The sequence below is a fragment of the Pseudomonas sp. SbOxS1 genome, from assembly GCF_013416725.1.
Lineage (GTDB): Bacteria > Pseudomonadota > Gammaproteobacteria > Pseudomonadales > Pseudomonadaceae > Aquipseudomonas.
Window position 1 is genome coordinate 25,445 of record NZ_JAAVXC010000045.1, and the last position, 19,618, is coordinate 45,062.

The 19,618-nt window shown below is 61.0% G+C and carries 17 protein-coding genes; 6 read left to right on the forward strand and 11 right to left on the reverse strand.

The features are described from left to right. Positions 1-21: 21 nt before the first annotated feature. Together HFK74_RS29125 and HFK74_RS29130 are read right to left on the reverse strand one after the other, a co-directional pair. A complete protein-coding gene (locus HFK74_RS29125; RefSeq protein WP_180206534.1) occupies positions 22-1,605 on the reverse strand; it encodes an aldehyde dehydrogenase (NADP(+)) in 1,584 nt (527 codons plus the stop codon). Between the two features lie 234 nt (positions 1,606-1,839). Continuing rightward, positions 1,840-2,778: a cyclase family protein gene (locus tag HFK74_RS29130; RefSeq protein ID WP_180206535.1), complete on the reverse strand. Its 939-nt coding sequence runs from the start codon at positions 2,776-2,778 to the stop codon at positions 1,840-1,842. Positions 2,779-3,005: 227 nt separating this feature from the next. Between HFK74_RS29130 and HFK74_RS29135 the strand changes: the two genes are divergently transcribed. Continuing rightward, a complete protein-coding gene (locus HFK74_RS29135; RefSeq protein WP_180206536.1) occupies positions 3,006-4,025 on the forward strand; it encodes a GlxA family transcriptional regulator in 1,020 nt (339 codons plus the stop codon). A gap of 101 nt (positions 4,026-4,126) precedes the next feature. Then, complete coding sequence (locus HFK74_RS29140) at positions 4,127-4,447, forward strand: DUF2388 domain-containing protein (protein ID WP_180206537.1); 321 nt, start codon at positions 4,127-4,129, stop codon at positions 4,445-4,447. A 136-nt stretch (positions 4,448-4,583) separates the two neighbouring features. Here HFK74_RS29140 and HFK74_RS29145 read toward each other — a convergent pair whose 3' ends face one another. Next, positions 4,584-5,375 (reverse strand): SDR family oxidoreductase, encoded by a 792-nt coding sequence (locus tag HFK74_RS29145; protein ID WP_180206538.1) that lies wholly within the window; start codon positions 5,373-5,375, stop codon positions 4,584-4,586. Positions 5,376-5,497: 122 nt separating this feature from the next. Here HFK74_RS29145 and HFK74_RS29150 point away from each other — a divergent pair, with 122 nt between their 5' ends. Both HFK74_RS29150 and HFK74_RS29155 read left to right on the forward strand, forming a co-directional pair. Continuing rightward, entirely contained in the window at positions 5,498-6,442 is a 945-nt protein-coding gene (locus HFK74_RS29150) for a GlxA family transcriptional regulator (protein ID WP_180206539.1), read from the forward strand. Positions 6,443-6,559: 117 nt separating this feature from the next. Then, positions 6,560-7,219, forward strand: a complete 660-nt coding sequence (locus tag HFK74_RS29155; protein WP_180206540.1) for an isoprenylcysteine carboxylmethyltransferase family protein — start codon at positions 6,560-6,562, stop codon at positions 7,217-7,219. Between the two features lie 106 nt (positions 7,220-7,325). Here the strand turns inward: HFK74_RS29155 and HFK74_RS29160 are convergent, their stop codons facing one another. The 7 genes from HFK74_RS29160 to HFK74_RS29190 all read right to left on the reverse strand — a co-directional run bounded on the left by HFK74_RS29160 (position 7,326) and on the right by HFK74_RS29190 (position 15,557). Beyond that, positions 7,326-7,994, reverse strand: coding sequence for an HAD-IA family hydrolase (locus tag HFK74_RS29160; protein WP_180206541.1), 669 nt, complete (start codon positions 7,992-7,994; stop codon positions 7,326-7,328). Positions 7,995-8,049: 55 nt separating this feature from the next. Next, complete coding sequence (locus HFK74_RS29165) at positions 8,050-8,457, reverse strand: response regulator (RefSeq protein WP_180206542.1); 408 nt, start codon at positions 8,455-8,457, stop codon at positions 8,050-8,052. Positions 8,458-8,571: 114 nt separating this feature from the next. After that, a complete protein-coding gene (locus HFK74_RS29170; RefSeq protein ID WP_180206543.1) occupies positions 8,572-10,182 on the reverse strand; it encodes a GMC family oxidoreductase in 1,611 nt (536 codons plus the stop codon). Between the two features lie 162 nt (positions 10,183-10,344). Continuing rightward, entirely contained in the window at positions 10,345-11,562 is a 1,218-nt protein-coding gene (locus HFK74_RS29175) for a mandelate racemase/muconate lactonizing enzyme family protein (protein ID WP_180206544.1), read from the reverse strand. 1 nt (position 11,563) lies between these two features. Then, positions 11,564-12,883: a nitrate/nitrite transporter gene (locus HFK74_RS29180; RefSeq protein ID WP_180206545.1), complete on the reverse strand. Its 1,320-nt coding sequence runs from the start codon at positions 12,881-12,883 to the stop codon at positions 11,564-11,566. Positions 12,884-12,966: 83 nt separating this feature from the next. Beyond that, the gene (aldA, locus tag HFK74_RS29185; protein WP_180206546.1) at positions 12,967-14,391 is read right to left on the reverse strand and encodes an aldehyde dehydrogenase; all 1,425 of its coding nucleotides are present in this window, start codon (positions 14,389-14,391) and stop codon (positions 12,967-12,969) included. Positions 14,392-14,624: 233 nt separating this feature from the next. After that, the gene (locus tag HFK74_RS29190; RefSeq protein ID WP_180206547.1) at positions 14,625-15,557 is read right to left on the reverse strand and encodes a LysR substrate-binding domain-containing protein; all 933 of its coding nucleotides are present in this window, start codon (positions 15,555-15,557) and stop codon (positions 14,625-14,627) included. A 184-nt stretch (positions 15,558-15,741) separates the two neighbouring features. Here HFK74_RS29190 and HFK74_RS29195 point away from each other — a divergent pair, with 184 nt between their 5' ends. Continuing rightward, positions 15,742-16,920, forward strand: coding sequence for a hypothetical protein (locus tag HFK74_RS29195; protein WP_180206548.1), 1,179 nt, complete (start codon positions 15,742-15,744; stop codon positions 16,918-16,920). 184 nt (positions 16,921-17,104) lie between these two features. Further along, on the forward strand, positions 17,105-17,980 hold the full coding sequence (locus tag HFK74_RS29200) for a LysR substrate-binding domain-containing protein (RefSeq protein ID WP_180206549.1): 876 nt from the start codon (positions 17,105-17,107) through the stop codon (positions 17,978-17,980). A gap of 123 nt (positions 17,981-18,103) precedes the next feature. Here the strand turns inward: HFK74_RS29200 and HFK74_RS29205 are convergent, their stop codons facing one another. Next, entirely contained in the window at positions 18,104-19,468 is a 1,365-nt protein-coding gene (locus HFK74_RS29205; protein WP_180206550.1) for an MFS transporter, read from the reverse strand. Between the last annotated feature and the right edge of the window lie 150 nt (positions 19,469-19,618).

The following is a 19,618-nucleotide window of genomic DNA, read 5'->3' on the forward strand; positions in this document are numbered from 1 at the left end:
CGCGCCGACGTGGGCGGCGGGTCAGTTCAGGGGCAACCGGCTCCACTGGCCGTCGACCAGTCGATCGAGGCCCAGCGGGTTGGCGTTTTGCAGCGCGGGCGGCAGGTACTCATCAGGATAGTTCTGGTAGCACACAGGACGCAGGAAGCGATCGATGGCCAGGCTGCCAACCGAGGTGCCACGCGCGTCCGACGTCGCCGGATAAGGCCCGCCGTGCACCATCGCATCGCTGACTTCGACACCAGTGGGATACCCGTTGAGCAGCAAGCGCCCGACCTTGTCCTCCAGCAGCGGCAGCAGTTCACTGAAGCGATCCAGATCCGCCGGTTCTGCGATCAACGTGGCGGTCAGTTGGCCGTGCAAACCGTCGAGCACCGCGCGCAACTGGGGCTGGTCAGCCACCTCGACCACCACCGTGGCCGGGCCGAAAATCTCTTCCTGCAACAGCGCATCGCCGTCGAGCAACAGCTGCACATCGGCCTTGAACAACTGCGGTTGCGCCTGGGAATTTCCCTGGGGCTGGCCGGCCAGATGATCGACAAGGTCGTGCGCCGCGATGTGCACAAGGCCTGCGCGATAACTCTTTAGCGCGCCTGCGTTGAGCATGGTCTGGGGCGGCTGGCTGCCCATGTTCTGCGCGAACGCCTGCAGGAACTCGCTGAACTGCGGCGAGCGCAGGCCGATGATCAAGCCGGGGCTGGTGCAGAACTGGCCGCAGCCGAGGTTGACCGAGGCCGTCAGTTCCTCGGCGATCTTCTGGCCACGCTGGCCCAGGGCTTCGGGCAGCACGATCACCGGGTTGATGCTCGACATCTCGGCGAACACCGGGATCGGTTGCGCCCGCGCGGCGGCCAGGTCGGCCAAGGCCCGACCGCCCTTGAGCGAGCCGGTGAAGCCCACGGCCTTGATGCCATCGGCCATGACCAGCGCCTGGCCCACGCCCGCGCCGTAGATCATGTTGAACACACCCGATGGCATGGCCGTGCGTTGTGCCGCGCGAACGATGGCGCCCGCCACCCGCTCGGCCGTCGCCATGTGCCCGCTGTGGGCCTTGAACACCACCGGGCAACCGGCGGCCAGGGCCGAGGCGGTGTCGCCGCCAGCGGTGGAAAAGGCCAGGGGGAAATTGCTCGCACCGAACACCGCGACCGGACCGACGCCGATGCGGTACTGGCGAATATCCGGCCGTGGCAACGGTGTGCGCTCAGGCATTGCCCGGTCGATCCGTGCAGCGAGAAAATCACCCCGGCGCAGCACCTGGGCAAACAGACGCAGCTGGCCGCTGGTGCGGCTGCGCTCACCGCGAATCCGCCCCTCGGGCAACGCGGTTTCCTGGCAGACCAGGGCGATGAAATCATCCCCCAGGCCATCGATTTCCTCGGCGATGGCGTCGAGAAATTCGGCTCGGCGCAGCGGCGACAGTTGACGAAACGGCGCAAACGCGCGCGTTGCTGCCGCGACCGCCAGCACCACTTCCTGCTCGGTGGCCTGATGGAAAACATACGGCAGCGCATGACCGGTGTTGGCGTCGACGCTGTGCAGGGTCTCGCGGCCCAGGGCGCTGCGCTGCCCGTCGATGAACTGCTGGCCCAAGATATCGGACATCAAAAATCTCCCTCGCCTGGGGTCGCCAGGCGATGACTGGAATGAAAGGGATGCGCCAGAAACGCACGCTTCACTCTAGGGGCCGGGGTCATGGGCAAACAAATGACAACAACGGGCCGGGGGATGAGCGTTTGTCATCCCCTTGTGGGAGCGAGCCTGCTCGCGATGGTGTATCAGCCACATAGATGTCGACTGACACTCCATCGCGAGCAGGCTCGCTCCCACAGGGGTTTGTCAGCGAATCGCCACCGGGTTGATGTTGACCTGGGTCGAGCCCTTGTACAGCGGCTGCCCGAGCACGAACATGAAGGTCCAGGCCTTGTCCCGCACCAGCGCACGGCTGTCGATCAGCTCAAGGTTGTAGATGCCGTTTTTCGCCAGCATGAACTGGTTGACCGGAAACTCCTGGCCGTCGGTGCCGGGGTAGATTTCCGAGGCCCAGGTATCGCCGCCGAACGCGACGATCTGTTTGTCCGCCAGCCATTTGGCCGCTGCCATGCCGATGCCCGGCTCCACGGCGAGGAATTTCTCGTTGTCCTTGCCCAGCAGCTCCAGCCAACCGGTATTGAACAGCACCACATCGCCCTTCTCGATGCGGATGCCTTGCAGGTTCAGGGCTTTCTGGATATCGGCGACAGTGAACTCGGTTGTCTCCGGCACGATGGCGCTGCCGTACACGGCGGTCATGTCCAGCACCACGCCACGGGTGACGATGGGCGGGACTTTTTCGATGCCGAGTTTTTGCACGCCTTCCACGGTCACGAAGTCCGCCGCGCGGTTGCCGTTGTAGTAGACGTTGTCGATGCCAATGTGGCCGATGCCGTTGAGTTGGGTGCCGACCCCGGTCCAGCCCACCACCAGCTCATCGTTGAAGGTGAACTTGTTCGGGCCCATGGTGGTGCCACCGGCTTCGCCGGGCTGGACGTTGGTCAGGTGAAAACTGCGATGCCGGAACGCCGGCAGGTTTTTATCGATGGGCACGGCCAAGGGGTAGGTCTTGCCGGTCTTGATCAGCTTGGCGGCGTTCAGTACCGAGTCGGCATCAAGCAGGTTCAGCGCACCGATTTCATCATGGGCGCCAAACCTGGACGGGTACCAGTTTTCGCCATCGGCGGCGTGTGCGGCATTGAAGGTGAGCAGCAGGGCAAAAGGCAGGGCCAATCGATTGAACATGAAGGAGGTCCGTGTCTGGTTTCAGTGAAACCAAGGTACGCAGCCCTTTTGTGCGGAAACAGACAGCCATGGACAATACAATTGTTCTGGATTTTCACGAGTGGTTGAACTTGAAGTTTTCCTGCCTGAGTGACATAAAACCCTGAAATCCGGACAGCCGACCAACTGCGATAACGCTTATACCGTTTGCGAATTATCATTATTCCAACGCGTCAACACAGAAGCTTATGAACGATATCGCCAGCAATCCCGACACCTACCAGTTACCATCCGACCAGCCACGCTTGATCGTCTTCCTTGCCTACCCCGAAATGGGCCTGCTCGACCTGACCGGCGCGCAAACCGTGTTCTGGGCTGCCTCCAGGTACAGGCACGCGCTCAATTTGCCAGGTTATACGCTGCATACCGCCAGCCTGGCTGGCGGCTTGATACACACCGCAGAGGGCCTGGCCGTTCACACGGCGCCCTTGAGCGACTTCGACGTTCACTCAATCGACACTTTGATAGCACCCGGCGCGCCGAAGATTCTCGACGCGATGAACCTTTCGCTGGACCTGGTCGCTTGGCTCGCGCAGGCATCGGGCAAAGTCAAACGCACCGCGTCGGTGTGCAGCGGTACCTTCCTGCTGGCTGAGGCCGGCTTGCTGGAAGGCCGACGCGCCGCTACCCACTGGAAGATGTGCGACATGCTCAAGGAGCACTATCCCTCGATTGAAGTCGACAGCGATGCGATCTTCGTCAAGCAGGATTCGGTCTGGACGTCCGCGGGTGTCAGCGCCGGTATCGACCTGGCCCTGGCGCTGGTCGAAGAAGATTGCGGGCGAGAAGTGGCGTTGCAGGTGGCGCGGGAAATGGTGGTGTTCCTCAAGCGCCCGGGTGGCCAGGCCCAGTACAGCCAGTTGCTGCAGTCGCAAACCAGCGAAGGTGCGGCCTTCGACGACCTGCACCTGTGGATCACGCAGAACCTGTCCGGTGCCAACCTCACCGTCGAGACACTTGCACAACAAGTCCAAATGAGCCCGCGCAACTTTGCCCGGGTCTACAAACTCAAGACCGGCCGCACGCCGGCCAAGGCCGTGGAAGTGCTGCGCGTGGAAGCCGCGCGACGCCTGCTGGAAGATTCAGAGCGCAACATCGACCAGATTTCCCGATTGTGCGGCTTTGGCGATGAGGAGCGCATGCGCCTGACCTTCCAGCGCAACCTCGGGGTTTCGCCACGGGATTATCGCAACCGGTTTTCGCGCTGAATACCGGGCTGAAAACAACGACAAGGGAACTCCTGACGACCGCCATGCATCCTAGAGGTGAGAGACTTCCTTTTTGCGTCATGTCTTCAGAGGACACCGTCATGCGCCGTCTGATTATCATTTCTTCCCTTGCACTGTGTTTACCCGTGGGCTCCGCGATGGCCGATGTCGATGCAGGCGATGTCGCCACCTCGGCCGGGGTTTCCGCCTCGCTGTATTCCACGTTCAAGGATGACAAACTGATGATTCCCGCCCGGGATGACGCCTCCAGCTTCGTAGCCAGTGGCGGTGCGATTCGTGGCGTTTATCTGGAGCAGGTATTGCAGCGTGTCCGTCAGGAACACCCTGACCTCAGCAGCGCCAGCGACGAACAGCTGGCTCGCGCCATCCTCGTCCAGGAAGGCGTTCCGGCGGGTCAATAGATCGCAACGACGTGAGTCCTGAACCTGTAGGAGCCCGGCTTGCCGGCGAAGAACGATAACGCGGTCTGCCTGTAAGACCGTGTCATCGTTCTTCGCCGGCAAGCCGGGCTCCTACAGGTTCGCGCTTTATTTTCGTTTAACGATAACGCGGCGCCGATTCTGAACTGCCAAACAACCCGGACAGCACCTGGCGCTGGGCTTCGTATCGATCCCACTGCTCACCGTCGTGCAATCCCGGAATCGTCACCACTTCCCCCCTTTCCAACCCCACCAGAGCGGCATCGACCATGTCTTCGGCAGACATGACGATCTCCTGCGGCAAATTCTCCACCGGGTTGCCGGCCTCGCTCCAGAAGTCCGTGGCGGTCGCGCCCGGCAGTACCGCCTGGATACGAATGCCCTTATCCGCCAGTTCGCGCTGCATCGATTGGCTCAGGCCCAGGACAAAGGCCTTGGTCCCGCCATACACACCGTTGAGGATTTCCGGGGCGATGGCGACGATCGACGAAATGTTGATCACGGTCCCGGCACCGCGCGCGACGAAGCCCGGTACCACTGCGTAGGCCAGGCGGGTTAGCGCGGTGATGTTGAGGGTGATCATGTCTTCCATGTCATCCACGGGGCTGCCGAGCAATGGCATTACCGCGCCGACGCCAGCGTTGTTGACCAATAAGGTGATGCTCGCGTCATTACGCAGAATCTGTTCCACCCGCAGCAAATCGGCCTTGTCTTTAAGATCCGCAGCGACCACTTCCACAGTGCGGCCGGTCTGGTCGCTCAGGCGATTGGCCAGCGCGTTGAGTTTTGCTTGACTGCGCGCGACCAGAATCAGGTCGTAACCCTGCCGGGCGAGACGGTCGGCATAGACCGCGCCGATACCGGAAGAGGCGCCAGTGATCAGTGCAGTGCCTTTGGAGGAGAGAGCCATGTTCAATTTCCTTCAATGTGAGGCGAGACAGTCGCCAGCCATGAGCCGTTATAAATGGACTCGTGCCCGTCGCAAATGACGTTTAAACTACGTTTTTCGGACATCAGGTTGAGGACGCGGCGATGATCAGCGTGGCGTTTGTAGTTTTCGAGGGTTTCCAGTCCATGGCGCTGGCGGCCATGCCAGTGTTCGAGTACGCCAATTTCAGTGCCGGGCAAGCGCTGTATGACGTGCGTTTACTGTCTGAAGACGGCCGCACCTTGCGCGCTTCCGGCGGCCTGAATGTCGGCACCGAGGCGTTCGACGAGCGGGTGTTCGATACGGTGATCGTGGTGGGTGGCGACACCATCCTCGAACAGGCGCCCGAGGGCGTACTCGACTACGTGCGAGCCAGCGCCAGGACCGCGCGCCGCACCGCGTCGATTTGCTCCGGAGCCTTTGTCATGGCCCAGGCCGGATTGCTCGAGGGCCGACGGGCAACCACGCACTGGGCCTATGCACAGCAACTGCAAGAACGCTTTCCATCGATCACGGTAGAACCCGACCGCATCTACGTGATCGACGGCTCGATCTGGACCTCCGCCGGCATGACCGCCGGCATCGACCTGGCGCTGGCCATGGTCGAAAAGGATCACGGCGCCGATCTCGCGCGCTCTGTGGCGCAGAAACTGGTGATGTACCACCGCCGTGCCGGCGGCCAGTCACAGCACTCGGCGCTGCTGGAACTGGCGCCGAAATCGGACCGCATCCAGACCGTCCTCGCCTACGCCAGGGAACACCTCGCCCAAACGCTGTCGGTGGAACAACTGGCGCAAGTGGCACGCCTCAGCCCGCGGCAGTTCAGCCGTGCGTTCCGTACCGAAACCGGTCAGTCGCCCGCCAAAGCCATCGAAAACCTGCGCCTGGAGGCAGCACGGCAGATGCTCGAACGGGGGCGCCTGACGCTCGAGCAGATTGCCTTGGAAACCGGCTTTGTTGATCCTCGGCGCATGCGCGAAACCTTCCTTCGCGTGTTCGGGCAGCCGCCGCAGGTGATCCGGCGCAATGCGCGATCAGCCGCACATTGATCGTTCCCACGCGCAGCAAAGGAATGCCTCAAGGGACGCTCCGCGTCCAGTGACGCGGCGCGTCACGGGCTTCATTTCCACGCAGAGTATGGGAACGATCGGCGCTACACTGAAACTATGAAAATCTCCGCAAAACTGGCGTTTTTTGCCATCGTTTCGACCCTCGCTTACCTCTGGCTGGCGATCTGGGGGCTGGGCGGCTTCGCGGCGTTTTTTTCCCATGCTGCCTTGGTGGTCGTTGTGCTGGCAACGCTGGCCATGGCCATCGTTTCGCTGTTTACCGAGGTCAACCTGAGTTCCGGCGAACGTGAGGATCGGGCCAATCGCTGGGTGCTGCCCACGTTCGGGGTGATCGGTTTGCTGAGTGGTTTTTTGCCGGCCTACACCGACCGGATCGACGTCTGGACCTTCGGTGGCGAAGGCGTGCGTTGGCTCGGGGCGCTGCTCTTTATCATCGGTGGCGTGCTGCGGATGTGGCCGGTGTTCGTGCTCGGCAAACGCTTCAGTGGGCTGGTCGCGATTCAGCCGGGCCATCGCCTGGTGACCGAGGGGATCTATCGCCGCTTGCGCAACCCCAGTTACCTGGGGATGTTGGTGATTGCCGTGGGTTGGGCGCTGGCCTTTCGTTCGGGGGTCGGGCTGCTGCTGGCCGCGCTGACGGTGATACCGCTGATCGCGCGCATTCATGCCGAGGAAGCGCTGCTACGGGCGCAATTCGGGGGTGAATACGAAGCTTATTGCGCCCGGAGCTGGCGGTTGATTCCCAAAATTTACTGAGACACATAGCCCCCAATGTGGGAGCGAGCCTGCTCGCGAATGCTGATTTCCAGCCGACATGGATGATGACTGACACGCCGCATTCGCGAGCAGGCTCGCTCCCACATTAGATTGAGTGAAGTCGAATCATTCCGTCGGCATCCAAACTTGCCACCACTTCGTCATACTTTGCCAACGTGGCATGCGCCGTCGCAATCGGCTGCTCATGCGTCGCCGTGACGATCAGCAAGTCCGCCCCCGCCGCCTCGGCCGCAAGAATGCCGACCGTCGCATCTTCGAAAACCAGGCAATCCGCTATCTCGACACCCAGCCGCCGCGCAGCCAATTGATAACCGGCCGGGTCGGGTTTGCCAGCGCTGACGTCTTCGGCGGTGACCATCACATCCGGCTCGGGAATCCCCGCGGCAGCCATCCGCCGCAACGCAAGCGCCCGCGGTGCAGAGGTCACGATCGCCCATTGATGAGCCGGCAAGGACTTGAGAAAGCGTGCCGCGCCGGCCACCTCTTCCACGCCATCGACATCCTCGATTTCGGCTTCGGTGATCCACGCCGCCTCGACTTCGGCATCGACCCCGGGCAAAGCCAGGCGGTTGATGGTGTCGATGGCGCGAGCGCCGTGAATGGTCGGCAGGAAGGTCTCGACATCGACACCGTGACGCACGGCCCAGGTGGCCCAGACGCGTTCGGCGGCGGCAATAGAAGTGAGGATGGTGCCGTCCATGTCGAACAGGAAGGCGCGGTAAGGGACGTTCAAGACGGATTCGGGAGCAGACAAAGGGTCCTTCCTATTTCGAGGATCTGGCGGTAAGTCCCGACAAATGTACAGGAACCTACAGGGTACGGCGTGACTTCAGCGCGCCATCCACGCAATCAAGCAACTGCCCCAGCGCCCAGGGTTTCTTGATGAACGAGACATCGTGCCGCACGCCAGAGCTTTCAGGGGTTTCGAAGCCGGACATGATCATGATCGGCTTGTCCGGCCAGCGATCACCGAACACATTGGCCAGGTCCGCACCGTTGAGCGTGCCCGGCATGGTGATGTCCGTCAGCAACATCCCGACTTCGGGCGCATGCTCCTGCAAATACTCCGATGCTGCGTCGGCACTGGTCTGCGGTTGCACGACATAACCTTCGTCCTGAAGAATTTCGCAGAGAAACTCCAGGATCAGCGGGTCGTCTTCAACCACCAGAATCAACCCGCCATGAAGGTGTCCGCCCGCCGTCGATTCTCGACTCATGACCTTGCCGCTCCCTGATCGCATCAATGATTTCGCGGGCTCAGAATCCGCTACCTACAGGTATGAGCAACGGTATCTGCGGAAATTCATTTTTGATACCACAAGCCGACGAAATCAGGCGTCTTGCAAAATCAGGTCTGCCCCCTTCTCTGCCACCATCAGCACCGCCGCGTGGGTATTGCCCGAGGTCACATTGGGAAAAATCGATGCGTCGACGATGCGCAGCCCCGCTATGCCATGCACCTTCAGGCGTTTGTCCACCACCGAGTTCTGCTCGTCTGCACCCATGGCACAGGAACCGCACAGGTGGTAGATCGAACCGCTGTTTTCACGGAAGTACTGCAGCATCTGCTCGTCGGTGTCGATGGCCGGTCCCGGCAGCACTTCCTCCACGGTGATGGCTTTGAGCGCGGGCGCCTGCATGATTTTGCGCATCAGCCGACTGCCCTGGATCACCTCGTCGATGTCCTTTTGCGTGCTCAGGTAGTTAGGGTCGATCCGCGCCGCGTCCCGTGGGTTTTTCGAAGCGATCTCGATGTGCCCGCGACTGGTGGGCCTGCAAGGATTGAAGCACAACAGGAAGCCTGAGTACGGCTCGGGCTTGAGGCTGGCCTTGTTGTTTTTCGGGATCTGGTACGACAGCGGGTTGAAGTACAACTGCAGGTTCGGGTTGGCCTGCTGCTCGTTACCACGGAAGAAACCACCGGCCTGGTTGACGCTCATCGCCAGGGCGCCCTTGCGAGTGAACAGGTACTTCAGACCGAGCTTGAACTGGCCAAACAACGAGCTCAGTTGATCGTTGAGCGTCGCAATGTTGGCTTTGTAGTAATAACTGGCGCACAAGTGGTCTTGCAGGTTCTGCCCCACGGCCGGCAGGTGCTTGACCAGCGGAATGTCGTGCCTGGCCAGCAGTGCCTGATCGGCGACGCCGGACAGCTGCAAAATCTTCGGGGTGTCCACGGCACCGGCACAGAGGATCACTTCCTTGTTCGCGGTGAAGGTTCGTACCACACCGTGCTGGGTAATGGAGATTCCCGTTGCCCGCTGCTGTGCATCGAACAGCACACGGTCGACCAGTGCGTAATGCTCGACGGTCAGGTTCGGTCGGGTCAACGCCGGGTGCAGGTGCGCGAAGCTGCTGGAACAACGCTGGCCGTCGCGAGTGTTGACGTCGTAGATCCCCGCACCTTCGAATTTCGGCCCGTTGAAATCGTCGCTGTGCGGGTAGCCAAGCTCATCGCAGCCCTTGAGGAACACATCGCAGATGGGATGGGTCTGGCCCTTCATCGGCGTGATGCTGATCGGTCCGCTTGCGCCATGGTATTCGCTGTCGCCCAGCGGATGGCTTTCCAGTTTGCGGAAGTACGGCAGCACATCCTTGAATCCCCAGCCATCGTTGCCGTTGGCCGCCCAGTCGTCGAAATCATGAGCCTGGCCGCGCACGTAGATCATCGCATTGATCGAGCCCGAGCCGCCTTGCACCTTGCCGCGCGGGGCGTAGATTTCACGGTTGCCCAGCTGCTTCTGCGGCTGGCTGTAGTACATCCAGTTGAAGGTCGGGTTGTAATACATTTTGGCGAAGCCGACCGGAATCTTGAACCACAGGGAACTGTCTTTTCCGCCCGCTTCCAGCAACAGCACGGTGTATTTTCCGGAAGCCGAGAGGCGGTTGGCCAGAACGCAACCTGCGGCGCCAGCGCCAGCGATGATGTAGTCGTATGTCATGCACGGTTACCGCGTAAGTCGTTGTACAAAATTCGGATGGACGATGCGATCCCCTGTGGGAGCCAGCCTGCTGGCGATGGTGGCCTGACATTCAACATCAATGTCGACTGATCCACCGCTATCGCCAGCAGGCTGGCTCCAACAGGAACCGCATCAGTCCTGTCAGCCCTTGGCCGGCGATGTGTCTTTGACGTCAGCCGGGGTCGGCGCCATTTGCAGGTGCAGGCGCTCACCGGTGTACGGCGAATGCTTGCGCACCACGTCCATGTTCAGCTCCACGCCAAGGCCCGGCTCGGTGGACGGGATGATGTAGCCGTCCTCCCACTGCAACGGTTTGGTCAGGACTTCGGCATGGAAACCGCCCCAGGTCATGATGCTTTCCTGGATCAGGAAATTCGGCGTGCAGGTGGCCAACTGGAAACTCGCCGCTGCGCCAATCGGTCCGTTGTAGAGGTGCGGAGCGATCTGCGCGTAGTAGGCCTCGGCCATGCTGGCGATCTTCTTCGCCTCCAGCAAACCGCCACAACGCGCCACGTTCATTTGCAGGATCGAGGCGCCGCCCGCCTGCAGCAACTTGAAGAATTCGTACTTGGTGGTCAGGCGCTCGCCGGTGGCAATCGGGATGCTGGTCTTGGCCGCGACCTGCGCCATGGCGTCTTCCTGCCCCGGCGGCACCGGTTCTTCAAACCACAGCGGGTCGTATTTTTCCAGGCGCCTGGCCAGGCGGATCGCCGAGGACGGCACCATCTGCCCGTGGGTGCCGAACAGCAAATCGCACTTGTCCCCCACCGCTTCGCGGATCTTGCGGCAGAACGTTTCGCAGCGCTCGAGCACCTCCAGCGAGATCTGGTGACCGGAGTACGCGGTGTACGGCCCCGCCGGGTCAAACTTCACGGCGGTGAAGCCTTTGTTCATGTTTTCGATGGCGCATTCGGCGGCCAGGTCCGGGTCGTCGTAGTCGTATTCGCCCTTGCTGTTGACCGGGTACAGGTAGGTGTAGGAACGCAGGCGTTCGTTGACCTTGCCACCGAGCAACTCGTAGACCGGCTTGTTCGCCGCCTTGCCGATGATGTCCCAGCAGGCCATCTCCAGGCCGCTGACCACACCCATCATGGTCAGGTCCGGACGCTGGGTAAAACCGCTCGAGTACGCCTGGCGGAAGAAACGCTCGATGTGGTGCGGGTCCTGGTTCAGCAGGTAGCGTTCGAACACGTCTTCGATGATCGGCAGCATGGCTTTTGGGCCGAAGGTCGCGGCGTAGATCTCGCCCACGCCTTCGATGCCGCAATCGGTCTTGAGCTTGACGAACAGCCAGTACATCCCACCGATATGCGGTGGCGGTACGGCAACGATATGGGTTTCAAGGGCGACGATTTTCATGTCAAACACCAGTCTTGTTCGAAGTTTTACGATTGATACGCGCACGCAGGGTCAGGGCCGCCAGGGTCCCGAGCAGACCGACGAACGCGATGTAGCCGAAATACAGCTTGTAACCAAAGGCGCCGGGGAAATGTTCGGTCAGGTAGCCGTTGATCAAGGGGATAAAAGCGTCCGGCAGATAACCCACCACCGAGACAATGCCGATGGCGAGGCCAGTGATACGCAGCGGTATGTTGCAGGTGTCCAGAATGGCCCAGTACAAGCCGCGAATGGCGTAGGTCATCAGGCCGATGAAAATCACCGTGCCGATCAGCAAGCCCATGCTGCCCAACGCCGGGAACACGATCAGGCCGACCATCGCCAGTGTCGCGAGGAACAGCGCCACGATCAGCACCGAGATGTTGGAGAACTTGTCGCCCAGCCAGCCACCGCCAATACCGCCGATGGGACGCATCCACAACTTGATGGTGGTGATGGTGCCGGCCATGACCGCGGTCATGCCGCCGCCCTGCAGGTAGTCGGAGAAACTGTAGGTAGCCCAGAAGATGTGGTAGCCGCAGAACACGATAGCGGTGACCAGCCACAGTTCAGGAATTTTCACCAGCGTGCCCAGGTCGCTGAGCAGGTTGAACTTGCCCTTCTCCACCGCCGCAGTGTCCTCCATCGACTTCGGGTCCTTGATCAGCACCAGCACACAACCGATGGCGATACAGGTGAAGGCGTAGAGGTAGACCACATGCTTGAAGCCTTCGGCCGTCGACTCGCCACGGGTTTCGGTGGCGAAGGCGAACAACCCCAGGGCGACGGTCGCCAGCAAGGCTTCGACCAGCCCGCGGCCGCCATCGAGGATGCCGAAGAAGCGGCCCTGCTCGGAGTGATGGGCAATCATCTTCACGCGCTTGAGCACTGAAGCCCAAAACGTCAGGCCGGTGGTCAGGCCCCAGCAACCGAAGATGATCATCAACCCGGTCAACGAAGGCGCGGTGGAGTACCACAAGCCCAAGGCACCGGTGGCCACCAGCGAGAAGAAAATCAGAAAGCGCGGGGCGATACGGTCGGCGAGCCAGCCGCTGGGCAAGTAGGACAAGAGGAAAATCGTGCCCAGCATCGAATACAGGTAACCCAGTTCACTGTGGTTGATCTGGAACACTTCGAGCATGGTGGTCTGGTAGACCTGACGCAGGTACAGGATCGGGTAGATCGCACCGGCGGCCAGTACCAGCAGCATCAGTTGGAAATAGCGACTTCCCTTGTCACTGTGGCTTTTCGAAGCCGTGTTGGAACCCTGAACAGCGGCAGCAGAAGATGCTTGCTTGGACATTGAGTAGACCTCTGGCGCCCGGTGGACCGGGCGGCCGTGTTAATTGTTTTTATGGGTGCAGCGTGAGGCGTGTTACGGGTGGATCAATACTTCATGACCACCAGTCGGGTCTGGGTGAATTCGAGCATGCCGTGCTTGCCGTCATCGCCGCCCAGGCCCGAACGTTTCCAGCCGGCATGGAAGCCCTGGTACGGGTCGGCCGGGGTGCGATTGACGTACAACTCGCCCGCCTCGATGGCACTGGCGACTTTCATCGTGGTGCGGTAGTTCTCGGTATAGAGCACCGAGGACAGGCCGAACTGATGGTCGTTGGCCATGGCCAGGGCTTCGTCGATGTCGCGGTACTTGAGCACCGGCAGCACCGGACCGAAGATTTCTTCCTGGATGATTTCCATATCCTGGCGGCAACCGCTGAGCAGGGTTGGCGGATAGAAATGGCCTTTGCACTCAGGCAGGACACCGCCGGTTTCCAGTACCGCACCCTCGGCGACGGCACGCTGGACCATGGCGTGGATGTTCCGTTGCGAACTGGCGTTGACCAGTGGCCCCATGAATGCCGGGTCAACGGCGCGATCGCCGAATTCCACGGCGCTGATTTTTTCTTTCAGCAGGCCGAGGAATTTTTCATAAATGCTTTCCTGCACATAGACCCGCTCCACCGCCGTGCACAACTGGCCGCAGTGGGTAGTCTTGGAGGCCACGATTGCGGTCGCCGCAGCTTCAAGATCGGCATCGGCTTCGATGATCGCCGGGGTTTTGCCACCCAGTTCCAGGGATGGCTTGGCAATGTTGGCCTTGCAGTAGTCGAGCACGATGCGCCCGGCGTTGACGCTGCCGGTCAAGGTGATCAAACCCACGGCCTTATGGGTGCAAACAGCGGCGGCGGTGGCGTGATCCATGGTCAGGATATTCACCACGCCCGCAGGCAAACTGGACTGCTGCACGGCCTTGGCGATTTCGAATGCCGAGATCGGCGTGTTGTTGCTCGGGCGCACCACCACCGTGTTGCCGGCAATCAGCGCCGGGGCGATCTTGCGCAGCAAGGTGTAGACCGGGTAGTTGAACGGAATCAGGCAAGCGACCACGCCAATCGGTTCGCGGTGCAGGAACAGGTTTTCGTTCGGCGTGTCGCTGGGAATGATCTCGCCTTCGATGCGGCGCGCCCATTCGGCGTGATAGCGGGTGATCTGCGCCGCATAGCGGGCTTCGTTGCTGGCATCGGCCAGGCTCTTGCCGGACTCGGCAGCCAGGGCTTCGCCGATGCTTTCGGCACGAGCCTCAAGGGCGTCGGCAAACGAGCGCAGGTGTTCGGCGCGCTCGATGCTGGTGAGCTTGCCCCAGGTTTTCTGCGCGACCGCGGCGGCTTCGACCGCATAAGTGGCTTCAGCGGCGGTAGCGGCCGAGACCTCGCCGACCAGTTTTTCGGTCGCCGGGTCATAGACCGCGATCAGCGCAGCGCTCGCCGGCTCAATGAATTGACCATCAACAAAGTTTCGCTCGAGTCGCATGTGAATCGCCCATCGTTGTTTTTATCCAGTTCGAACAGTCTTGGCATCCGGGCCCGGTTGAACAAACGATTTATTGAGCGATGTAACATTCGAAAAATGCATGTTACCTGCAAACGATCGAAATCCCCTGTGGGAGCCAGCCTGCTGGCGATGGCGGTGTGACATTCACCATCAATGTCGACTGATCCATCGCTATCGCCAGCAGGCTGGCTCCCACAGGGTGACTGCGGTATTTAGACGGCCGCGGTAGAGGGCTCCAGTTGTCTTTGCGCCAACCAGATCTCTTCCTGCAACCACTGGCTGAACACCTGAAGTTGCGGCATCAGCGTCTGCTCCGGCCGGGTCACCAGCCAATACGACTGATGGCCTTCAACGTGCACGTTGAGCACCTGGGTCAAGTGCCCGCTGGCCAGTTCCGGGGCGACCATGTGCCAGTCGGCGATGGTGATGCCCAGGCCGTCGATGGCCGCGCGGATCGCCAGGTCCAGCAGATCGAATTCATAGCCGCCCTGGGTATCGACCCCGCTGATGCGTGCGGCGTCCAGCCAGTGTTTCCACGTCAGGTAGCGCTGGTCTTCCCGGGCCAATACGTGCAGCAGTGTCAGGCGGTTGAGGTCGATGCCCTGGGCGCTCCACTCCCGTGCATACAACGACGGTGCACACACCGCGATGTGGCGTTCCTGGAACAACAGCGAACTGTCCAGGCCATCCCACTCGCCGTCGCCAAAACGGATCGCACAATCGAGCGTACTGGTTTCCGCCAGGCTGTCCTGCAGGCGCGTGGTGATACTCAAGTCCAGCTCCGGATGCTTCTCCCGCAGCCGCCCCAGGCGCGGCATCAACCAGCGATTGGTGAAGGTCGGCGGCGCATTGATGTGCAAGCGGTTGGCGTGGGACTTCTGCTGGATGCTGCGCACCGTCAGCTCGATCTTGTCGAAGGATTGGTGCAATGCCCGCAACAACACCCGGCCGGCGCTGGTCAGTTCCAGGTGATGGTGACGCCGCTCCAACAGGTTCTCACCCAGTTGCTCTTCCAACTGGCGCACCTGGCGGCTGACTGCACTCTGGGTGACGTTGAGCAACTCGGCGGCGCGGGTAAAGCTCCCTGTGCTACCGGCCACCTCGAACGCTTTGAGCGCGTTCAGGCCGGGCATTTTGCGTTTCATGGAAGGCTCTCAAGGACCAGTGACAAGGCGCCAAGGATCCCATGCCGGCGGTACATTGTCCTACAGCATTTTTTCAGTAACATGCGTTGGACGAAGGTTTCAGCAGATTTTTAATCGTTTGTTCATCGCGGCGCAGATCGCAAGACTTGCCGGCATCTCTAATAAAAATAAACGAGAGCTGCACATGCCCTTCCCTGCTTCCCTGCGCCTTAATCCTTCGTATCTCGCTCTACTCTGCACCTTTGCGGCCCCGGCCATGGCCGTGCAAGTCACCGACCAACTCGACCTCGGCGGTGCCGTTCGTGCCCGCTGGGACTATGACCCGGATCGCGACATCCAGAAGTTCGGCCTGGACACGGTGTTCCTCAGCGCCAAATACAACTCCGACACCTGGATCGGTGAAGCCCAGTACCGTTTCTATGGCCGCTCCTATCCCTACCAGTACACCAAGGACTACGGCGACATCCAGTTCGCCAAGTTTGCGTGGGTCGGCTACCGGTTCAATCCCGACCAGCAGGTGCAAGTGGGCCTGAACACCGTGCCGTTCGGTTTGCAGCCGTACTTCGGCAGCACCTTCTACGAAACCCTGGGCAACGTCATCGGCCTGGAAGACGTGCAACAGGTCGGCGCCAAGTACATCCAGCAAGCAGGCGACTGGAACCTCCAGGCCGGTTACTACCTGCGCCCGGCCTGGCAAGGCAAAGGCACCAGCAACGGGGTCACCTACTCCAGCGTCGTTTCCGAAGCCGACAGCTATGTCACCGACGGCAGCGACAACCAGGAGCGCCACATGGTGGTGCTGCGCGTCGCCAAGGCCCTGGACCTGGGGCCATGGAAATCCGAAGTCGGCCTCTCCGGCCTGACCTCGTCCCTGGAGAACAGGGACACCGACAACGACGGCCGTCGTAACGCAGTGGCGGTGCACTACCTGGGCAAGAACGGCCCGTGGGGCGTGCAATTGCAAGCGGCCCGCCAGCAGATGTCACCGCGCAACCCGGGCACCGACGAACTGGTGACCCTCGGTGGTTACGACGGCACCTACAACGTCGCCAGCCGCGGCAATCTGTATGTGGCGGACCTCAGCTACGACGTGGCCGGCAAGTACCTGTTCGACCAGGTCAGCGGGGTCAAGCTCTACGCCAACTACAGCGCTTTCGACAAATCCGCCAGCGCGTTCAAGACCTCGGAGCGGGTGATCCTCGGGACATCGTTCTCCCTGAGCAAACTGTGGGTCGCCACCGAATGGATATTCGGCAGGAACGATCCGTACATTGGTGGCAGCAGTTACACCCAGAGCCTGGGGGCGGGCGGGACGGATCATTGGGAAAACCAGTTGTACATGAATATTGGTTATTACTTCTGATCGAGAATTTTTAGCGCTCCGGAGGACGCCTTCGCTGGCAAGCCAGCTCCTACAGGGATTTGCGCGCTTCACTGTAGGAGCTGGCTTGCCAGCGAAGGCGTCAGCCCAAACAACACTTGCATCGGCTCATTGCCAATAGTCAGATAGACGCTACAAAACAACATCAAAAAATGAGCCCCCTCCCATGCGCCAACTGCCCTCGCTCAACATGCTGCGCGTCTTCGAAGAGGTCGCGCGGCATCGCAGTTTCAGCCAGGCAGCCTTGGGGCTGAACGTCACCCAGGGCGCAGTGAGCCGCCAGATCAAGCAGCTCGAAGACTACCTCGGCGTGGCGCTGTTCATCCGCACGCCCCAAGGCTTGTCGATGACTGAAGCCGGCACCGCCCTCTCCCCGCACCTGAGCGACGCCTTCGACCAGATCGAACGCGCGCTGCAGGCCGTGCGCATCCCCAACTTGCGTCAGCGCCTGCGCATCGTCGCACCACCCACCTGGGCAACGCGCTGGCTGTCGGCGCATCTACGGGTGTTCTGCCAACGCTACCCTGATATCAGCCTGAGCGTGACCAACCAGGCCACTCACGACAACCTCGCGGAAACCGACTGTCACATCCGCTTCGGGCTCGAAGCCGCCACGCATTGCCATAGCCAGTTGCTGGTGATGGAGCGGCATATCGCCGTGGCCAGCCCGGAGCTGTTCATCGACGATCGACCGCCCGACCTGCAGCGGTTTCCATTGCTGCACATCCTGCACAACGGCAAGCGCCTGAAGGTCTGGGAGAACTGGCTGGCGGCGATGGGCCGCGAAGATGTCGATGCCGGACAGGGCCTGGAATTCAGCACGCTGGACCAGGTCATCCATACGGCCCTGGCCGGTGGCGGCCTGGCGGTAATCGACCGGCAGATGATCGAAAAGGAACTGGCCAATGGCAGCCTGGTGCCGATCACCCCCGTGGAAGTGATCGGGCCGTATGGCTACTGGCTGGATGTGGCGAATGACAAATGGGGATTGTCGAAGGTGCGGTTGTTTACCGAGTGGTTGGAACTGGTCAGCAATCCCTGACACACCAGAGCCCCCTTGTAGGAGTGAGCCTGCTCGCGATAGCGTCGGCACATTCAACATTCATGTGTCTGACACTCCGTCATCGCGAGCAGGCTCACTCCTACATTGGGCCGGTGTAGATTTTTAGACCGGTGTCGCTACCTTAACGGCTACAGGCACACCCTCCTCCACCAGACTTTGCGCCTTGCACGCCTGGCTCAAGGTCAGGGATTTGGTTTCCGGCGCCCAGGCCCAGGACAGCCATGCCCCTATCGCCAGGATCGCGGCGAGAATGCCCATGGTCGGGCTCAAGCCAATCCCCGCCACACTCACTGGCAACAGGAAGGTGCTCACCGCGGAGCCCAGGCGACTGACGGCCGTGGCCAAGCCGATCCCGCTGGCGCGCACCTCGGTCGGAAAGCTCTCGGCCGGGAATACGCCCACCAGGTTGCTCACCGCCGACAGCACCAGGGTGAACAGCCCGAACACCAGTACCATCAGCCACGCCGCGCTACCCGGCAACACGGCCAACAGGAACAGGGCGACCGCAAGAATGATGAACGAGTTGATCAGGAACCCGCGACGCGTGAACTTGATCGTGCACCAGATACCGATCAGCGCCCCGAGGATCAGCAACATGTTCAGCATCAGCTCGGTACCGAAACCTTCTGCCAGGCCCATTTTCTGCAGGATCGACGGCAGGAAGGTGTAGATGGCGAAATACGGCATGACGATGCAGACGAAGAACAGGCAGTTGAACGCCGTGCGTTTGCGGTATTCACGGCTGAACAGCACCGCATAGCCGGAGCGGGTTTCGGTGGACCGGGTTTCATCCAGCTCGACGTTGGCGCCCAGGTGTTTTTTCACGATCGCCCGCGCTTCGGCAATGCGTCCCTGATTGACCAGCCAGCGCGGCGATTCCGGCGTGCCGATGCGAGCGATCAGGATCAGCGCCGCCGGGATCGCCGAGGACGCCAGCATCCAGCGCCAGGCATCGTCACCGAGACTGAGCATGGCAGTGCCGACGAAGGTCGCCGCCACATAGCCGAAGGTCCAGATCACGCTGAAAGAACCAAGCAACACACCCCGGTGCTTCTTCGGCGCAAACTCGGCGAGCATGGCGTGGCCGACACTGAAATCACCGCCCAGGCCGATACCGATCAGCACCCGGCACAGAAACAGCGCCATAGCCGACTCGACGTAGAACTGCATCACGGAAGCAATGGTGATCAGCACGAAGCTGACCAGGAAGATTTTCTGGCGGCCGACCTTGTCGGAAATCCAGCCGAAAAACAGGCTGCCGAGAAACAGGCCAATCAACGCCGAGGCGCCGATCAGGCCTTGCCAGAAAGCGTCCAGTTGCATCTGCGGGCTGAGCAGCGTGAACGCGATGCCGATCAGGCCGAGAATGTAGCCGTCGGTGAAATGCGCGCCAAAGGTCAGGCCAGCGATCTTGATGTGGAAGCGCCCGATGGGCAGGTCGTCGATTTTTACCGGTTGTGCGGACATGTAAGTCTCCAATTGTTGTTATTGACGGAGAAATGAAACCGATCGTTTTGCTGTGTGCGGGCTTGTGTGGCGAGGGGATTTATCCCCGCTGGGCTGCGAAGCGGCCCCGAAATCAAAAAACGCGGTGTATCAGGTACACCGCATGTAATG

Excerpts from the sequence above, each read along its gene's own strand:
- HFK74_RS29125 (WP_180206534.1), bottom strand. The coding sequence starts at position 1,605 with ATGTCCGATATCTTGGGCCAGCAGTTCATCGACGGGCAGCGCAGCGCC.
- HFK74_RS29130 (WP_180206535.1), bottom strand. The coding sequence starts at position 2,778 with ATGTTCAATCGATTGGCCCTGCCTTTTGCCCTGCTGCTCACCTTCAAT.
- HFK74_RS29135 (WP_180206536.1), top strand. The coding sequence starts at position 3,006 with ATGAACGATATCGCCAGCAATCCCGACACCTACCAGTTACCATCCGAC.
- HFK74_RS29140 (WP_180206537.1), top strand. The coding sequence starts at position 4,127 with ATGCGCCGTCTGATTATCATTTCTTCCCTTGCACTGTGTTTACCCGTG.
- HFK74_RS29145 (WP_180206538.1), bottom strand. The coding sequence starts at position 5,375 with ATGGCTCTCTCCTCCAAAGGCACTGCACTGATCACTGGCGCCTCTTCC.
- HFK74_RS29150 (WP_180206539.1), top strand. The coding sequence starts at position 5,498 with ATGATCAGCGTGGCGTTTGTAGTTTTCGAGGGTTTCCAGTCCATGGCG.
- HFK74_RS29155 (WP_180206540.1), top strand. The coding sequence starts at position 6,560 with ATGAAAATCTCCGCAAAACTGGCGTTTTTTGCCATCGTTTCGACCCTC.
- HFK74_RS29165 (WP_180206542.1), bottom strand. The coding sequence starts at position 8,457 with ATGAGTCGAGAATCGACGGCGGGCGGACACCTTCATGGCGGGTTGATT.
- HFK74_RS29170 (WP_180206543.1), bottom strand. The coding sequence starts at position 10,182 with ATGACATACGACTACATCATCGCTGGCGCTGGCGCCGCAGGTTGCGTT.
- HFK74_RS29175 (WP_180206544.1), bottom strand. The coding sequence starts at position 11,562 with ATGAAAATCGTCGCCCTTGAAACCCATATCGTTGCCGTACCGCCACCG.
- HFK74_RS29180 (WP_180206545.1), bottom strand. The coding sequence starts at position 12,883 with ATGTCCAAGCAAGCATCTTCTGCTGCCGCTGTTCAGGGTTCCAACACG.
- aldA (WP_180206546.1), bottom strand. The coding sequence starts at position 14,391 with ATGCGACTCGAGCGAAACTTTGTTGATGGTCAATTCATTGAGCCGGCG.
- HFK74_RS29190 (WP_180206547.1), bottom strand. The coding sequence starts at position 15,557 with ATGAAACGCAAAATGCCCGGCCTGAACGCGCTCAAAGCGTTCGAGGTG.
- HFK74_RS29195 (WP_180206548.1), top strand. The coding sequence starts at position 15,742 with ATGCCCTTCCCTGCTTCCCTGCGCCTTAATCCTTCGTATCTCGCTCTA.
- HFK74_RS29200 (WP_180206549.1), top strand. The coding sequence starts at position 17,105 with ATGCGCCAACTGCCCTCGCTCAACATGCTGCGCGTCTTCGAAGAGGTC.
- HFK74_RS29205 (WP_180206550.1), bottom strand. The coding sequence starts at position 19,468 with ATGTCCGCACAACCGGTAAAAATCGACGACCTGCCCATCGGGCGCTTC.